Raw genomic sequence first — 15,813 nt, 5'->3', positions numbered from 1 at the left:
AACAAGCCTCCTGGGCAAAGGGGGCTTTTTGGGTCACGACAACGAAGGAGGCAGAGGGATATGAAAATAGCACCGCGAGATTTTGCTGGAAAAGGACTCGCTTATACGCTTCGTTCGGCCCAAGAGGAAGACGCGAGCGAGCTGGTAGCCGTACGACTGCAAATCGATGGGGAAACGGAAAATATGGACAGAGAAAAAGGCGAGGGGTTTCTGGATGAAGCTGCCTTTCGCGAATTGATCCGGGCTGACTCGGAAAGTGAGCGCAATCTGTTCCTGGTCGCGGTGGCGAACGGTCGCATCGTTGCCTTTTCGCGCTGTCAAGGAAGCTCGCTCAAGCGACTGGCGCACCGGGTTGAATTTGGCGTAGGCGTTTTGCAGGAATATTGGGGATACGGCATCGGGAAGCAGCTGCTTCAGGAAGCGATCGCCTGGGCAGATGAACAGGGCGTGAAAAAAATGACGCTGCAAGTTCTGGAGACGAATGAAAAGGCGATTGAGCTGTATCAACGGCTTGGCTTTGAGACAGAGGGCGTGCTGAAACAGGACAAGCTGTTATCGGACGGCAACTATTACAGCACGATCGTGATGGGGCGATTTGCAAAATAAAAAAGGTCGAGGGCATACGCATTGTCCTCGACCTTTCGCTTTATCTCTCCAGCGGGTTTTCTTCCAGCTGGCGGTACGTTTTTCCTTTGTCCACATAGGACTGGCGAATGCGCACCAGTTCCTTGAAGTCGGCTTCGGTCAGCTCGCGCTTTACTTTCGCGGGATTGCCGACGACGAGCGTGCGCGGTGGCACTTTCATTCCCGGAGGAACGAGCGCTCCGGCGGCGACCATCGCCTCTTCGCCGATTTCGGCCCGGTCCAAAATGATCGCTCCCATCCCGATTAACGCGCCGCGGCGCACCACGCAGCTGTGCAGGACGGCATTGTGCCCGACGGTGACTTCATCTTCGAGGATCAGCGGATTGTTCGGGCTTTGGTGCAAGGTGCTGTTGTCCTGCACGCTCACCCGTTTGCCGATCACGGTTGGCGCGATGTCACCGCGAATTACGGTGTTGTACCAAATGGAAGAGTCTTCGCCAATCTCAACGTCGCCTGTTACGACAGAGCCTTTGGCCAGAAAAACGCTGGGATGAATGGTAGGCTTGATGTTTTCAAAGGGAAGCAGTAGCATAAAAACCTCCTGGTCAGTGAGTAAGCGTGCAGCTGTTTTCTTGCGGACGGGGATGATGAATCGAGAATCGCCCCGTGACAGGGTCGCAGTCAATGACGGTGCCAATCAGCTTGTCCACATCTTGCGGTTGATAGAAGAAGCGGATGCTGTTGATTTCCTCAATCTGGTCGCGCTTGTCCGCTTCGGTAATGGCAATGCTGTAGGTGAAGCTGCCGCATCCGGTCGTGGTTGGAACAAGCTTGATTCCGAGCTTGTCTGCGTCGTGTTCTTCCGCAATCATCAGGGCAAGGCGCGCTGCCGCCTGCGAGGTAATGTTTATCACAATCAACCCTCCTTGTAGCCTCTCTATTGTACTACAGGTTTGCGATTGGATCGAATGCGAACATTCCAGCTTCTGTTAGTTGACCGCAAACGGCGCATGTGATAGAGTATGTAGTACTGATTCGTGAATGTGGGAAATGTGGGTAGTCGCTGCCGCAATCGCTTCGGCGGTTGGCGGTAGAGGAAAGTCCAGGCTCGCCCAAGCTGAGATGCTTGGAGTGTTCGTACCTGGCGCAAGCCAGGGCAGTGAGGCGCAAGCTTTGCTGACGGCGTGGAAAGGGCTCTCTCTGAGGCCCGAGTACGCTGAAAGTGCCACAGAAACGTAGCTTTTCTGGCGACAGAAAAGATGGAACGCGGTAAACCCTGCGAGCGAGAAACCCAAATTTGGTAGGGGAACCGTCCTGAAGGAACCAAACGGAAGGGACGGATGGCATCTTTGGATGCCATAGATAGATGGCTACCGCTCTTGGTGCGAGGGCTTGGCCCGTTTGAAGCACGGGAGAGACAGAACCTGGCTTACAGCATTTCCTGCTGGATATGATTGGAATACCGGGAGGCGCCAAGCTTTGGCGACGTTCCGGTTAAAAAGCAAAGACCGCCTTCATGCGAGGGCGGTCTTTTTGCATGCCAAAAGCAAGCGGCACAGCGGCAAGTGTGCTTTGGAGGAGCAAAAGACAACCTTCTGTGATAAGATAAAGGTATGTTTCTCGATCTGCTTACACGGAAAAAGGCTCGGGTGAGGGATCGAAGGAAAAAAGCGCAGACGAAAGAGGGATCGATCGTGAGCTTCACGACAGAGGAAAATGGGATTTTTCCAGCCGTTTGTTCGCTGGATTGTCCGGATCAATGCGGGTTGTTGCTTCACAAGCAGGATGGCAAGCTGGTCAAAGTAGTAGGCGATCCGAATCATCCTGTGACAAAAGGAAACATTTGCAACAAAGTGCGCAACATGGCGGCGCGATTGAATGATCCCAAGCGTCTGGCCTATCCGCTCAAGCGGGTCGGGAAAAAAGGCAGCGGCGAATTTGTCCGCATCAGCTGGGAGGAAGCCATCGATACGATCGTCTCCCGCTGGCGCAGTCTGATTGCCACAGACGGACCGGAAGCGATTTTGCCGTACAGCTTTTACGGGAACATGGGCAGAATCAATGTGGAGGGAATGGATCGGCGCTTTTTCCACCGGATGGGAGCGAGCCAGCTTGACCGGACGATTTGCAACAGTGCTGGCGGAGTTGGCTACAACTACACGATGGGCGGAGCTTTCGGGACCGACCCGGAGGATACCGTTCACGCCAAGCTGATGATCATGTGGGGGATCAACACGGTCAGCACGAACATGCACCAGGTAGTCCTGGCTGAACAAGCCCGGAAAAATGGCGCGAAGATCGTCGTCATCGACGTGCACAAAAACCAGACAGGGCGTTGGGCCGACTGGTTCATTCCGATCTTGCCGGGCACGGACACGGCGCTGGCCTTGGGACTGATGCATGTGTTGTTTGCAGAAAACTTGGTTGATTCCGCCTTTTTGCAATCGTATACGGTTGGACACGAAGAATTGCGAGAGCATGTGAAGGCATACGATCCGGCAACAGTCTCTGCCATTACAGGCGTTCCGGTTGACGATATTGACAAGCTGGCCAGATGGTATGGGGAGACGTCGCCTTCGTTTATTCGCATTGGCAACGGCATCCAGCATCATGACAACGGAGGAATGTGCGTCCGGGCGATTTCCTGTCTGCCGGCGCTCACCGGACAGTGGCTGGTCCGGGGCGGCGGCGCGATCAAAGGGAACAAAGGCTTTTTGGAACACAACAAAACGGCCGTGCAACGGCCCGACTTGTTAGCGAACAAAAACACGAGAGTCATCAACATGAATGAACTGGGCAAGGTGCTGCTTGAAGTACAGCCTCCCGTGAAGTCGCTGTTTGTGTACACGAGCAACCCGGCTCTTGTCGCACCGGAAGGCAACAAGGTCAGACAAGGGCTGGCAAGAGAAGATTTGTTCACGGTCGTGCACGATCTGTTTTTGACCGAGACAGCCAAGTATGCGGATATCGTTTTGCCCGCCACGTCTTCCTACGAAAACATGGACTTCTACACGAGCTACTGGCACCATTACATCCAGCTGCAACAGCCCGTCCTCGCCCCGTATGAAGAGAGCAAGTCCAATACGGAGTTGTTCCGGTTGTTGGCAGCCGCCATGGGCTATGATGAACCTGCCTTCCGCGATTCCGACGAAGACATGATTCGCCAGGCGCTGGAAGGGCACGGCAATCCGCATATGGAAGATATCACCTTCGAGTCGCTGGTGGAGCACAACTACCGCAAAGCCAAGGTCGACTCGTACTTTACGGGCCGCCTGTCCACGCCGAGCGGAAAAATCGAGCTGTACTCGCAGACGATGGCGGACAGAGGGTATCCGCCGTTGCCGACCTACTCGCCGCTCGCAAAAGACGGCGATTATCCGTATCAGTTCGTGCCCGGGCCGAACCATAACTTTTTGAACTCGACGTTTTCCAACAACGAGAAGCACATGAAGATGGAAAAAATACCGAAGCTGCACATGAACCAGGCGGACGCCCAGCAAGTCGGGATTGAGGATGGGGATACCGTCCGGGTGTGGAATGACCGCGGAGAGTGCGAACTGGTTGTCTCTGTTGGCGAAAATGTGCTGCCGGGCGTGGTTGTCAGCCAGGGCTTGTGGGCAGATGGACCAGAGTCCAAGCATTACGTGAACGCGTTGACCCCGGATCGGATTGCCGACATGGGCGGTGGAGCGACATTTTTCTCCGGACGGGTGGATGTAGCCCGGATCGCGCGGTAAATCGGGCGTAAAAGGGCGTACTAGCATAAGCCCTTCTCCATACGGTTTATGGAGGGGGTGAAAACGTTGGATGAATTGCGTATGTTCAAGCAGTTTATCAGTTCCGCCGAGCAAGTCTGGACGCAGATTGCCACCTCGCCCCGAGGGAAGGTTGTCTACACCGTGAACGGCGTCGATTACACGCCGTTGCCGGATAAGTACAACACCAAGCGAAAAATCTCCCGCATTTTTCGCAGGTATTGGGGAAAGCAGCTGACAGAAACGATGATCCGCAATCTCCAATTACGGCTGCTCAAAGGAAAGCTGTGCATCCCGTGTGGAACCATCCCTTCCGTACCTTGCGCGGTGCAATCCTTGCAAGTAAAGGCCAATCTGCCGAATCAGCGGACGATTGCCGCTACTTTGGTCGGGGGAGAAAAGAAGACAAAAGTAGACTATCGGTTGATCCGTTCGGGGGAGACGCAATCGTTTACGATCATGAAGCGCTCCGGTCGTGAGCTGGATGTGCGATACCGTCCGCCAGTCGCTCCCGCAACCGCACCGAAAGCCGCCGCAAAACCTGTTGCCAAGCCAGCGGCGAAAAAAGCAGCGCCGAAACCGTTGCTGAATCCAGCCGTGAAGCCGGAAGCAAGCTCAAAGCGGAAAAGCAAAGGCAAAGGGAAGCAAAAGCTCCTCAAAACCCCATGATGATGGGGTTCGGGGAGCTTTTGCCTTTTCCAAAAACGATTATGCCTTGATCGTCACGCGATATTCGCGCAGCCAGTAATCCATTTGGCCGAGGTAGGCGAACAGCTGCGGCGTGCTCATGAGCTGGCCGAAAAACGGAATGCTGGAAGCCTGGGCGTCCGACTCGGCGATTTTGCGAATGACCGGGACGTCAATCAGTTGCAGCAGCGGGGAGCTGGGATCGTTCAAAATGTCGAGCAGCCACGTGCGAACCGCTTTTGTATAGGAAGGATTGTGCGTTTTCGGATACGGGCTTTTTTTGCGGTACAGCACTTCGTCCGGCAAAATGCCCTCCATCGCTTTGCGCAGAATGCCCTTTTCGCGATTGCCGTGCGTTTTCATTTCCCAGGGGATATTCCAGACGTATTCCACGATCCGGTGATCGCAAAAAGGGACGCGCGCTTCCAGGCTTGCAGCCATGCTCATCCGATCTTTGCGATCCAGGAGCGTATTCATGAACCAGGTGATGTTGAGGTAAAACATTTCTCTTCGCCGTGCTTCAATCGGGTCCTCACTGGGCAGGTGCGGCACTTCGTCCAGCGATTCCGCGTAGCGCATCGCGACGTACTCCTCCGGCTTGACCCAGGCGCGCAGCTCGGGCGACAGCCACGAAGCCCGTTCCTTGACCGCCCGCGACCAGGGGAATGTCCCTGCATGCAGCAGCTCCTCGCGGTAAAACCACGGATAGCCGCCAAATACCTCATCCGCGCATTCTCCTGAGAGAACGACGGTTGTCTCTTTTTTGATTTCCCGGCAGAACAAGTACAAGGAAGCGTCGACATCGGCCATTCCCGGCAGGTCGCGGGCGAGTGTCGCTACCTTCAGCGCATCGACCAGTTCGGCTGTGTCAAACTCAATCGTATGGTGCTGGGTGCCCAAGTATTGCGACACGAGCTGGACGTAAGGCGCATCTTCATTTGGCTGAAAAGAGCTCGCTTGAAAATGCTTGTCGTTGTCCACGTAATCAATCGAGTAGCTGTGGAGCGTTCCCCGGCCTGTTTCCTTGAAATGCTCGGCGGCTACCGCCGTAATGACGCTGGAATCAAGCCCGCCGGACAAAAGCGTGGCAACAGGGACGTCCGCGACGAGCTGCCGCTTGATCGAATCGACGACAAGCTCTCTGACCCGTGCCGCTGTGGTTGGCAAGTCATCGGTATGCGGACGGCTCGCAAGCCGCCAGTATGTTTCCTGTTTGACACGGTCGCGAGTTACGGTCAAAAAGCAGCCGGGCCGCACCTCGTGCACTTGATGGAAGACGCCGTGACCAGGGGTGCGAGCGGGGCTGATGCCGAACACTTCCGCCAGTCCTTCCCGCGAAAGCTCCGGTTTGACGTCTGGATGCGCCAGCAGTGCTTTGAGTTCGGAGGCGAACAAGAAAGAGCTGCGTCTTTGCGCGTAAAAAAGCGGTTTGACTCCCATCCGGTCGCGGGCGACAAACAGGCGCTGCGCCCGTTCGTCCCAGATCGCAAAAGCGAAAATACCGTTCAGCTTGGCAAGGCAGTTCGTCCCCCATTCGAGATAGCAGTGCAAAAGCACTTCGGTGTCGGAGTGGGACTGAAAAGTATGACCGCAAGCAAGTAGCTCTTGCCGGAGGTCTTCCGTGTTGTACAGCTCACCGTTGTAAATCATCGTGCAGGCATGTTCGCTTTTGAGAGCTGTCATCGGCTGCTGCCCGCCGGCAGGGTCTACGACGACGAGGCGGCGATGGCCGAGGGCGGCGCGCGGAGTCAGCCAAAAGCCTTCTGCATCTGGCCCGCGATCTTTGAGGCATTGCGTCATTTGCTGGAGTACCGGACGCTCCTGGGAAAGGTCTTTTTCCCAATCAATCCAACCTACGATTCCACACATGTTCTGATCACCCTTCCCATGAAGCATTGCACACTCAGCGTATGCAGGACGCCCAGTTAGATTGCCTGTCCAGCAGGGAATTGGGAGTAAAATGCGGAATTTATAGAAGATTTCAACAAGCAAGCAGGAGGACGCCGTGGACAATCTCACGCTGTTGCTCATCGAGAGAATGGGCATTCTCTTGACTCTCGGGTTTATGTTGACGAGGATTCCGCTGTTTCGGCAGCTGCTCGATCGGGAACTGCACGTTGGCACGTCTGTTGCCTTTTCCATGATGTTTGGCTTGTTCGGTGTGGCAGGTACATATGCAGGCGTAGTGGTGCACGAGGATGGATACGTTCCGAGCTTCTGGATTTTTCCGCTTTCCGGAGACGAGATTGTGGCAAATTCCACGCTGGTCGGCGTCGTGATCGGCGGTTTGCTCGGCGGGCCAATGGTCGGGATGGGAGCCGGAATCATTGCGGGCTTGCATCTGTATGATCTCGGCGGATTTGCAGCGCTTCCGATGGGGCTGTCTGTTCCGCTCACTGGATTTTTGGCAGGCTATGTGGCGCGGTTCTTTTCCCAGGAGCGGGTCATTTCTCCGTCCAAGGCATTGTTTATCGGAATGTTCGCGCCTGTGATCCAGATGTCGCTTTTGCTGATCATGTCGGGCCCGCCTGATCTCGTGCGCACGATGGTCAATGTGATCGGCATTCCGATGGTCTTGACCAACAGCATCTCGATTGCGATTTTTACGACGATGATTCGCGTCGCTTTGCAAGAAGAGGAGCGTTCTGCTGCGCTGGAGGCTGAGCGTTCGTTCACAATTGCACAGCGAATTTTACCGCAGTTGAAAATGGGGCTGAATCCGCAAACAGCCCAGGCGGCGGCGCTCGTGCTTCAGCGGGAGGCGAAGGCGATCGCCGTAGCGGTGACCGATCGGGAGCGGCTGCTTGCCCACGTCGGAGCGGGTACGGACCATCACGCTCCGGGAGAGCCGATCCAGAGCGACCTCGATCAGCGGGCGATGGCGAGTGGTTGCATTGAAAAAGGTCATGGCCGGGAACTGCTTGGCTGCCGACAAAAAAATTGCCAGCTGCATGCAGCCATCCTCATCCCCATCAAAGAAGGGGGCAGTGTCGCCGGACTGATCAAGCTGTACTTTCGCCGCCCCCAGCAAATCGGCAAAGTCCAGGAAGCATTGGCCAAAGGGCTGGGAAATCTGATCTCCAACCAGCTGACCATCTCGCTTGCGGAGCAGATGAAAGGGTTGATGAAGGACGCAGAGCTGCGAATGCTGCAAGCCCAGATTCATCCGCACTTTTTGTTCAATACGCTTAATTCAATCGTGACCTTGATTCGCATCGATCCGAAGCTCGCCAGACACATGACGATTCAACTGGGAGTGTTCATGCGCTTCAACCTGAAGCTTACGTCAAGCGCACAAGTAACGGTCGGTCAGGAGCTGGAGCATTTGCACGCCTATTTGGAAATTATCCGCATTCGCTTTTCCGAGCAATTTGCTGTGCAGACGCTGGTTGATCCCGGTGTGGAGGATGTGCTTATGCCGCCTGGCACCCTTCAGCCGTTGATCGAGAACTGCATCCACCACGGACTGCGCGATATGGGCGCAGGCGGAGAAATCAGGCTGTGTGTGCAGCGACAGCCAACCGCCGTTCATTTTACGATCGAAGACAACGGCAGAGGATTCCCGGAGGAACTGCTTCCTCTGTTGGGCAAAATTCCGATGGAGCGCAAGGAAGGAAACGGCATCGGGGTTCATAATGTCAATCAGCGGCTGATCAGCTTGCAAGGCCCGGATGCCCAGCTTCATTTTGCCAACAGGCCAGAAGGCGGTGCTTTGATCACATTTACGATCCCGATCAAACAGGAGGTGAGTGCCTGATGCCGATTCGCATCATGATTGCCGAAGATGAACGACTGGCACGCGAAGAGCTGAGCTATTTGTTGCAGCAGGAGGAAGATGTCGAGCTGCTTCCCTGTGCCACCAACGGAAGAGAGCTGTTGGAAATGGTAGACGAGCACGAGCCGGACGTCGTTTTTCTCGATATGAAAATGCCGGAGCTGGAAGGGGCACAGGCTGCCCGAATGCTCGCCGCCAGAAAGCCGCAGCCGCTCATCGTGTTCTGTACAGCGTACGAGGCGTTCGCGGTGGATGCCTTCAAGCTGAACGCGGTCGATTATTTGCTAAAGCCGACCGAGCCAAAAAGACTCGTGGAAACGATGCAACGCATACGCGAGCGACTGGTCAAGCCGAAGCCGGAGCCTGCGACTGCCAAGCGCTCCAAGCTGCTTGTCGAAGAAAACAGCAGGCTGGTGGTGATCGACCCGGCGACGATCGTCTACGCGGTGCGGGAAGAACGGCTCGTTCGTATCATCACCCAGTCGGACGCTTACTCCACGCGGATGACCTTGACGCAGCTCGCTGACAAGCTCAGTGGCTACGATTTTTTTCGCACGCACAAAAGCTATCTCGTCAATCTGAACTACGTGAGCGAGCTTGAGCCGTGGTTCAACGGCGCGTACAACCTGCTTTTGAAAGGAGAGGCGAAAACGCGAATCCCCGTTTCCCGGACTTCCGCCAAAGACTTGCTCAAACGACTCGAAGAAACGTAAACCGCAGATCGCGATGCAAAACTTGCCATTGGCGCACGCCCCCAGACATCTTGCGCGCAAAACCACACGAATTACCAATGATTCCCTACAATAGAGGAAGCGCTTACATTTTGTTTGAAGAGGGGGAGGTTCCCATGAGCAATCCGCTATCGGCGAAAAAAGCCGGCAGTCAAAAGCAGGACGCTACCGATTACACGGCGATTATCCAATCAGCCACCTTCAAGGAACTTTTGCGAAGCAAAAGGGCGTTCATCCTGCCATCTTCCATTTTCTTCTTCGTGTTTTACTTTACTTTGCCGATCCTGACTTCTTACTTCACGGTGCTCAATCAGCCGGCGTTCGGGGCGATCTCGTGGGCGTGGGTGTTCGCCTTTGCCCAATTTATCATGACCTGGGGGCTCTGTATTCTGTACACCAAGAAAGCGGAACGTTTTGACGAGCTGGTGGAGAAAGTCAAACAGGAGACAGGGGGCAGAGGCTGATGAATGTAACGGCATTTTTACTGTTTTTAGGAATTGTTCTGCTTACGCTTGTCATTACGTACTTCGCTTCGAAGCGGACGAATACGACGAGCGAGTTTTACACGGCAGGCGGCGGGCTGACGGGGTGGCAAAACGGGCTGGCGATCGCCGGAGATTACATGTCGGCCGCTTCCTTCCTCGGAATCGCCGGAATGATCGCTCTCAGCGGGTTTGACGGGTTCTTTTACAGCATCGGCTTTCTTGTCGCTTATTTGGTCGTGTTGTACCTGGTGGCGGAGCCGCTGCGCAACCTCGGCAAGTACACGATGGCAGACATGATTGCCGCGCGTTTTGACAATAAGCAGGTACGTGGTGTGGCCGCGCTGAACTCCATCGCCATCTCGATTTTTTACATGATCGCCCAGCTGGTCGGGGCAGGGGCGCTGATCAAGCTGCTCCTGGGGCTGGAGTACAGCACTTCGGTGTTGATCGTCGGTGCGCTGATGACGGTCTACGTCGTGTTCGGCGGCATGACGGCAACCTCGTGGGTGCAAATTGTCAAAGCGGTGCTGTTGATGCTCGGGACGTTCGTGATTTCGCTCATGGTGTTCGCCAAGTTTGATTTCAATTTGCTGACGATGTTCGAGCAAATGAAAACAGCGACACCGCTCGGGGACCAATTTCTCAATCCCGGGAACAAGTTCAAAGTCGGGCTGGATACGATCTCGCTCAATCTCGCGCTCGTACTGGGAACAGCGGGTCTGCCGCACATCCTGATTCGCTTCTTTACCGTAAAAGATGCGACGACCGCGCGCAAGTCCGTCGTGTACGCGACATGGATCATCGGGATCTTTTACGTCATGACGATCTTCCTCGGGTTCGGAGCAGCCGCTTTCGTCGGCGCTGCCAACATGGATGCGGCTGGCAATATGGGCGCTCCGCTGCTTGCCCAATCGCTCGGCGGCAACTTCCTCTTCGCTTTCGTATCGGCTGTAGCGTTCGCGACTATTTTGGCGGTCGTGGCAGGACTCGTACTGACAGCGGCTTCGGCATTCGCGCACGATTTTTACGGCCATGTGATCCGTCAAGGCAAAGCGACGGAAAAAGAGCAGATGAAAATGGCAAAATGGGCTTCGGTCGGCGTCTCGATCGTTTCGATCTTGCTCGCGCTGTTTGCCCAGAAGCTGAACGTGGCCTTTCTCGTTGCGCTCGCCTTCGCGGTGGCAGCAAGCGCGAACTTGCCCGTCATCTTGTTCACGATTTTCTGGAGAAGGTTCAACACGACAGGGGCGATCAGCGGCATGCTCGTCGGACTGTTCAGCTCACTGATTCTCGTGGCGTTGAGCCCCAACGTCTGGAACCCGGTTGCCGGAAAAGCCATTTTGGTCGGCGAAGCGCTGTTCCCGCTGCCGAATCCGGGGATCGTCTCCATCCCGCTCGGGTTTTTGGCAGCCTGGATCGGAACGCTCCTGTCCAGCTCGCGCAACGATGCGAAGTACGACGAAATTTTGGTGCGGGCCAACACAGGAATGAAAGATTCAGCGTAGAAGCAATTAACGCAAGGAAGCTCGTGCCAGTTCAAAGGCTGGGGGTCATCCCCGGTCTTTTTCCATTTGTACGGGAGAGGGGGCTTGTCGGTGACGACGATCATTTTCTTTTTGGCTGTCATCATCGGGACGATGGCGATCACGTATTCGGCGGCGAAACAAACGGGAACGACCAAAGATTTTTATGCGGCAGGCAACCGCCTGACAGGGCTGCAAAATGGCATCGCGATTGCGGGCGACTACATGAGCGCCGCGTCGTTTCTCGGCATCGCCGGGACGATTGCGATGTACGGCTTTGACGGCTTCGTCTACGCTATCGGCTTTTTCGTCTCCTACTTGATCATTTTGTTCCTGATTGCCGAGCCGTTGCACAATCTCGGGCGCTACACCTTGGCAGACGCCATCGCGGTGCGGTTTGACAGCTTGTGGCTGCGCGGAGTGGTTGCCTGTACGACCTTGCTGATCACGATTTTTTACATGATCGCCCAGCTCGTCGGGGCGGGGGCGCTGATTCACTATTTGCTTGGGGTTCACTACGATACGGCGGTGATGATCGTCGGCAGTCTGATGACTTTTTACGTCGTCTTCGGAGGGATGGTCGCTACTTCGTGGGTGCAGATCATCAAAGCGATCTTGCTTTTGACCGGGACGCTGGTGCTCAGCCTGATCGTCTTTTCCCGTTTTGGCTGGAGCCTGTCGGAAATGTTTTCCCATGTCAGCACAATTACGCCTTTGCAGGAGCAATTTTTGCATCCGGGCAACCAGTTGAACGACCCGTTGGAAACGATCTCGCTGCATCTTGCGCTCATCCTCGGGACGGCCGGGCTGCCGCACATCATCTCCCGCCTGTTTACGGTCAAGGACGCAGTGACAACCCGTTCCTCGATCTACACCGCTACGTGGGTGATCGGCGCGTTTTATTTGCTGACGATTTTTCTCGGCTTTGGTGCAAGCACGTTTGTCGGGTATGAGGCGCTGAAAAATGTAGGCTTCGGAGGCAATTTGACGGTGACGCTTTTGGCGGACGCGCTTGGCGGCGAATTTTTGATGGCATACATCGCGGCTGTCGCTTTTGCCACGATACTGGCTGTCGTGACAGGGCTGGTGCTGTCCGCCTCGTCGGCTTTTGCCCATGACGTTTACAGCCACCTGATTCGCCGCGGGCTGGCTTCGGAAAAGGAGCAGGTCGTCATGGCGAAATGCTCGTCCGTTGCGGTCGGATTCGCCTCGATCTGGCTGGCGATCGGCGCGGAAAAAATGAACGTGGCGATTCTCGTCGGCTTGACTTTTGCCGTAGCCGCTTCTGCCAATTTGCCGCTGCTGTTGTTCACCCTGTATTGGCGCCGTTTTACCGTGCGCGGGGCGATTTGCGGCGTGCTTACCGGACTGGTTGCATCTGTCGTGCTCGTCATGGCCGGGCCGACTGTGATGAATCCCGATACTGGCTTCATCCAGGCGCAGCCTTTGTTCCCGCTGACCAATCCTGGCCTGATTTCCATTCCACTCGGCTTTTTGGGGGCGGTGCTCGGGACGCTGCTGGATCGGCGCGACATACAGGCCGAGACACATTACGACCGCGTGCTGCTCCAGGCTTTGACCGGCATTCGCGCCCATGGACCAAAAGTGGCGAGTAAGGCCGACTCTGCATAAAAAACGGCTCCTGCTCCAACCTATAGGGGAAGGAGGAGGGGCCACTTGTCGAAGAAAAAAGCAGCAGATGCCGTTTCCACTGATCAGCCGGATGTGTACGAACGGGCGCGAATCGCGCTGGATGAGTTGATCGCAGAGCTGTGCGAAGCATTGGATGAAGAAAATACGGAAACGTTCAAGCGAAAAGGCTATGAAATGATCGGGCATTATTTTCGCACACCAGTCAATACGGGAGATTTGACGTTGATCGTCGCGTCTGTGCTCTCGGATATCCTTTACAAACTGGAGCTGACCCAGCAAGGGGATGACGTCTCCATGGTCCGCGATGAATACAGTGTGATGCGAAAAGAAGAGTAAGGAACGGCGACCCGTGCAAAAGGGTCGTTTTGTTTTTTTATCGGGGGATTATTTGATCCCCCCTGATCCAAGCAGGTCGATGTTCACCTTGATGTTCCAGTCGAGCCGGGGGTAGATGCTCAGCCATTTTTCCCAATCTTGATCCCGTTGGTAATGGGTTGCTCGATAGCGTAGCCCGAATCCGATCGGATCGACTTTCAGCGACTGGAGCTTCCGCAGCACATGAGCGTATCGTTTCGCCGCCTCTTTTTCCGCTTCTGCTTTATAGCGATCCCAATTCGAGTTGTAAAAAGACTGATTCGATTCCTCTGACAATCCTCTGATGTGGACGTTCATTTTCAGCTTTGGTTCCGCTTCGTTGCGTTCATCAAACTCGTACGAATAGCGGAAAGAGGTGACATTCAAGGCAAAGCGGGCCTGCTCCGTCCTGGTTTCGATATCAAAGTTGCTGATTTTCTTGGACAATTCATTGAAGATCCGCGTTTCCTCGGGACTTAATACCGCTTTGATTTTTTCTTTGTCAAAAACGGCGACTTGATCGATCAAATACGTGTCTTTGAGCGGGCGGATGACGGGCATGTACGGGTCCAGACCCTTTTCGCTCAACCGCCGATGAAAATCAAACAAAAAAGCGGTGACGATAAAAGACGATTCCGTTCCTTCCTGATCAAAGCTCAGCATCAGGCTGTCAGCAGGCATGCGTTCGGACTTGGGGCGGACGCCCAGCACTTGTTCGGCCGTCGGGGAGCCTAGCGCCATGAAGGCGATGCCCTGAATTTCCGGCTTCCGCAAAAACCAGTCGATAGTTGTCTTGTCCAACCGTTCCTCGGCCAGCTTTGTCCCGAAAACGAGAATTTTCGTCTGCGAGAAATCGAGGTCTTTATCGACTTTTGATTTCAAATGCCGCACCGCTTCGGTTATCGTCGGGGCATCGTCGCTGATGAGATGAAACGTATTCGACTGCCCGGGTCTGATTTGCGCTGTCGGAATCGCGAGCTTCAACGATACGCGATAAGGCTTGTCTTTCAGCTCCGACTTATCGACGCCGACCGCCATGACTAAATAGCGCTTGTCAATATCTTTAAAGCCGCAGCCCGTAAACAGAAACAAGACCGCGAGCCACATCCAGACATGTTTCACAAAGCTTGCCTCCACCTGCTCAAGATATAAACGGAAAAGACCACACAAATATCGAGTGGGGATCGTATCATCATCCAATACGAGGATACCGAAAACAGGTCGTCTTCACCGAGCCAATTGCCGACGATCACGGTTCCGATCCCGAATACGATACAACTGATCGCGTTCGGCAGCACAGAGTTGATGGACGACGTGTTGGGCTGGTAGTGGGAGAAACAGCCGCGTATGAACTCGGACCCGACATGCCAGGTCGTCATGGCGAATAAGTAAGAGATGCCTAAATAAACGAGCAGAAAAATATAAACAACGCGTTCAATAAAGGCATACTTCATCCGAATCGCATCTGCCGTCGAAACCCAGGTGAAAATAAATTCGTTCACGCCATCTGTGCCCAAAATGCCGATCGGCACAAAAAAGGCGGTAAACAGGATGCTGAAGCCGATGCAAGGGACGGCCCAACGGTGCTTGAGCTTGGGGATATCGGCAAACACGCGGTTAAAAATCGACAAGCTGATGTATCCTGTAACGGCGTAAGTGGATACGGACAAGCTTTTCCAGCTGGGCAGGATGTTCGAGTAGTCGATCATGGCGCGGATTTCATCGTAATTCATGTTTTGATTCGTATACGCTTTGAAAATGGAAAACAGGAGAAACGGCAAGCAGAGAACGAGAATCATTTCCGTGCTGTACAGCACCGTTTGCGACGATTGCATGGCGCCAAAGCTCGCTACGAGAACGAAGAGAATCAGCACGACATAGATCGGGGTGTTCGGAATTAAATATCTGGACACGATAAAGGCGTAATTGATCAACACGAGCGCTCCCGAGATAAACGACACGCTGCCCATCAGGAGCAGGAGCGGAACCACAATGCTTTTGGGCAAAGCCTGCCGCATGATTTCCGGCAACCCTTGACCGCGAAACTTGAACATGGAGCTGGTAAACAGGTACATGAGTGCGCCGCCGATGATCACCCCGAACAGCATGGACGAAATCGCTCCGTCATAGCGCTCGTCGATCAAAATGCGCGGGACAAACAGGATGGCATTAATCAGTATGGAAAGCGTCACAAAATAGAGAAAATAACGGGACAACCGATTCACCTGCTCTTCGGCGGGATGGTGTTGCTGATTCCGTCGCTGT

At 54.6% G+C, this 15,813-nt stretch carries 14 protein-coding genes and 1 other RNA gene; 10 read left to right on the top strand and 5 right to left on the bottom strand.

Translation table 11 applies throughout. The features are described 5' to 3' along the window. Positions 1-60: 60 nt before the first annotated feature. Positions 61-606: a GNAT family N-acetyltransferase gene (locus IRJ17_RS21855; protein ID WP_242771900.1), complete on the top strand. Its 546-nt coding sequence runs from the start codon at positions 61-63 to the stop codon at positions 604-606. 40 nt (positions 607-646) lie between these two features. On the opposite strand, the gene IRJ17_RS21850 is transcribed toward IRJ17_RS21855, so the two are convergent. Together IRJ17_RS21850 and IRJ17_RS21845 are read right to left on the bottom strand one after the other, a co-directional pair. Further along, a complete protein-coding gene (locus IRJ17_RS21850) occupies positions 647-1,177 on the bottom strand; it encodes a gamma carbonic anhydrase (RefSeq protein ID WP_217021676.1) in 531 nt (176 codons plus the stop codon). Between the two features lie 13 nt (positions 1,178-1,190). After that, on the bottom strand, positions 1,191-1,499 hold the full coding sequence (locus IRJ17_RS21845; RefSeq protein WP_122965696.1) for an iron-sulfur cluster biosynthesis family protein: 309 nt from the start codon (positions 1,497-1,499) through the stop codon (positions 1,191-1,193). 134 nt (positions 1,500-1,633) lie between these two features. Here IRJ17_RS21845 and rnpB point away from each other — a divergent pair. The 3 genes from rnpB (at position 1,634) to IRJ17_RS21830 (ending at position 5,009) form a co-directional block, all read left to right on the top strand. Next, positions 1,634-2,022, top strand: an RNA gene (gene rnpB / locus IRJ17_RS21840) — RNase P RNA component class B. A 257-nt stretch (positions 2,023-2,279) separates the two neighbouring features. Next, entirely contained in the window at positions 2,280-4,322 is a 2,043-nt protein-coding gene (locus IRJ17_RS21835) for a molybdopterin-containing oxidoreductase family protein (protein WP_242771898.1), read from the top strand. A gap of 66 nt (positions 4,323-4,388) precedes the next feature. Then, positions 4,389-5,009, top strand: coding sequence for a hypothetical protein (locus tag IRJ17_RS21830; protein ID WP_423751928.1), 621 nt, complete (start codon positions 4,389-4,391; stop codon positions 5,007-5,009). 39 nt (positions 5,010-5,048) lie between these two features. On the opposite strand, the gene asnB is transcribed toward IRJ17_RS21830, so the two are convergent. Then, positions 5,049-6,896, bottom strand: a complete 1,848-nt coding sequence (asnB, locus tag IRJ17_RS21825; protein WP_173600093.1) for an asparagine synthase (glutamine-hydrolyzing) — start codon at positions 6,894-6,896, stop codon at positions 5,049-5,051. Between the two features lie 136 nt (positions 6,897-7,032). Here asnB and IRJ17_RS21820 point away from each other — a divergent pair, with 136 nt between their 5' ends. From IRJ17_RS21820 to IRJ17_RS21795, 6 genes are all read left to right on the top strand, one after another. Beyond that, complete coding sequence (locus tag IRJ17_RS21820) at positions 7,033-8,784, top strand: LytS/YhcK type 5TM receptor domain-containing protein (RefSeq protein ID WP_242771895.1); 1,752 nt, start codon at positions 7,033-7,035, stop codon at positions 8,782-8,784. Continuing rightward, a complete protein-coding gene (locus IRJ17_RS21815) occupies positions 8,784-9,515 on the top strand; it encodes a LytR/AlgR family response regulator transcription factor (protein ID WP_122965701.1) in 732 nt (243 codons plus the stop codon). Before IRJ17_RS21820 ends, IRJ17_RS21815 begins: the two co-directional genes overlap by 1 nt. Positions 9,516-9,649: 134 nt before the next feature. Further along, entirely contained in the window at positions 9,650-9,997 is a 348-nt protein-coding gene (locus IRJ17_RS21810; RefSeq protein ID WP_122965702.1) for a DUF485 domain-containing protein, read from the top strand. After that, the gene (locus tag IRJ17_RS21805; protein ID WP_217021693.1) at positions 9,997-11,523 is read left to right on the top strand and encodes a solute symporter family protein; all 1,527 of its coding nucleotides are present in this window, start codon (positions 9,997-9,999) and stop codon (positions 11,521-11,523) included. Before IRJ17_RS21810 ends, IRJ17_RS21805 begins: the two co-directional genes overlap by 1 nt. Positions 11,524-11,607: 84 nt before the next feature. Next, the gene (locus IRJ17_RS21800) at positions 11,608-13,173 is read left to right on the top strand and encodes a solute symporter family protein (protein ID WP_371736896.1); all 1,566 of its coding nucleotides are present in this window, start codon (positions 11,608-11,610) and stop codon (positions 13,171-13,173) included. A 45-nt stretch (positions 13,174-13,218) separates the two neighbouring features. Beyond that, entirely contained in the window at positions 13,219-13,530 is a 312-nt protein-coding gene (locus tag IRJ17_RS21795; RefSeq protein ID WP_122965705.1) for a hypothetical protein, read from the top strand. Between the two features lie 48 nt (positions 13,531-13,578). Here IRJ17_RS21795 and IRJ17_RS21790 read toward each other — a convergent pair whose 3' ends face one another. Next, a complete protein-coding gene (locus IRJ17_RS21790; RefSeq protein WP_122965706.1) occupies positions 13,579-14,670 on the bottom strand; it encodes a Ger(x)C family spore germination protein in 1,092 nt (363 codons plus the stop codon). Further along, positions 14,667-15,764: a GerAB/ArcD/ProY family transporter gene (locus IRJ17_RS21785; RefSeq protein WP_173595618.1), complete on the bottom strand. Its 1,098-nt coding sequence runs from the start codon at positions 15,762-15,764 to the stop codon at positions 14,667-14,669. The genes IRJ17_RS21790 and IRJ17_RS21785 overlap by 4 nt, the downstream gene beginning before the upstream one ends. Between the last annotated feature and the right edge of the window lie 49 nt (positions 15,765-15,813).

The sequence above is a fragment of the Brevibacillus parabrevis genome (assembly GCF_022701015.1).
In the GTDB taxonomy this organism is placed as follows: Bacteria; Bacillota; Bacilli; order Brevibacillales; family Brevibacillaceae; genus Brevibacillus; species Brevibacillus parabrevis.
This window is presented reverse-complemented; position numbering and strand designations above follow the sequence as displayed.

What these genes read in the sequence shown, in the direction of transcription:
- asnB (WP_173600093.1), bottom strand. Translation starts at nt 6,896, where the DNA reads ATGTGTGGAATCGTAGGTTGGATTGATTGGGAAAAAGACCTTTCCCAG.
- IRJ17_RS21855 (WP_242771900.1), top strand. Translation starts at nt 61, where the DNA reads ATGAAAATAGCACCGCGAGATTTTGCTGGAAAAGGACTCGCTTATACG.
- IRJ17_RS21805 (WP_217021693.1), top strand. Translation starts at nt 9,997, where the DNA reads ATGAATGTAACGGCATTTTTACTGTTTTTAGGAATTGTTCTGCTTACG.
- IRJ17_RS21850 (WP_217021676.1), bottom strand. Translation starts at nt 1,177, where the DNA reads ATGCTACTGCTTCCCTTTGAAAACATCAAGCCTACCATTCATCCCAGC.
- IRJ17_RS21815 (WP_122965701.1), top strand. Translation starts at nt 8,784, where the DNA reads ATGCCGATTCGCATCATGATTGCCGAAGATGAACGACTGGCACGCGAA.
- IRJ17_RS21810 (WP_122965702.1), top strand. Translation starts at nt 9,650, where the DNA reads ATGAGCAATCCGCTATCGGCGAAAAAAGCCGGCAGTCAAAAGCAGGAC.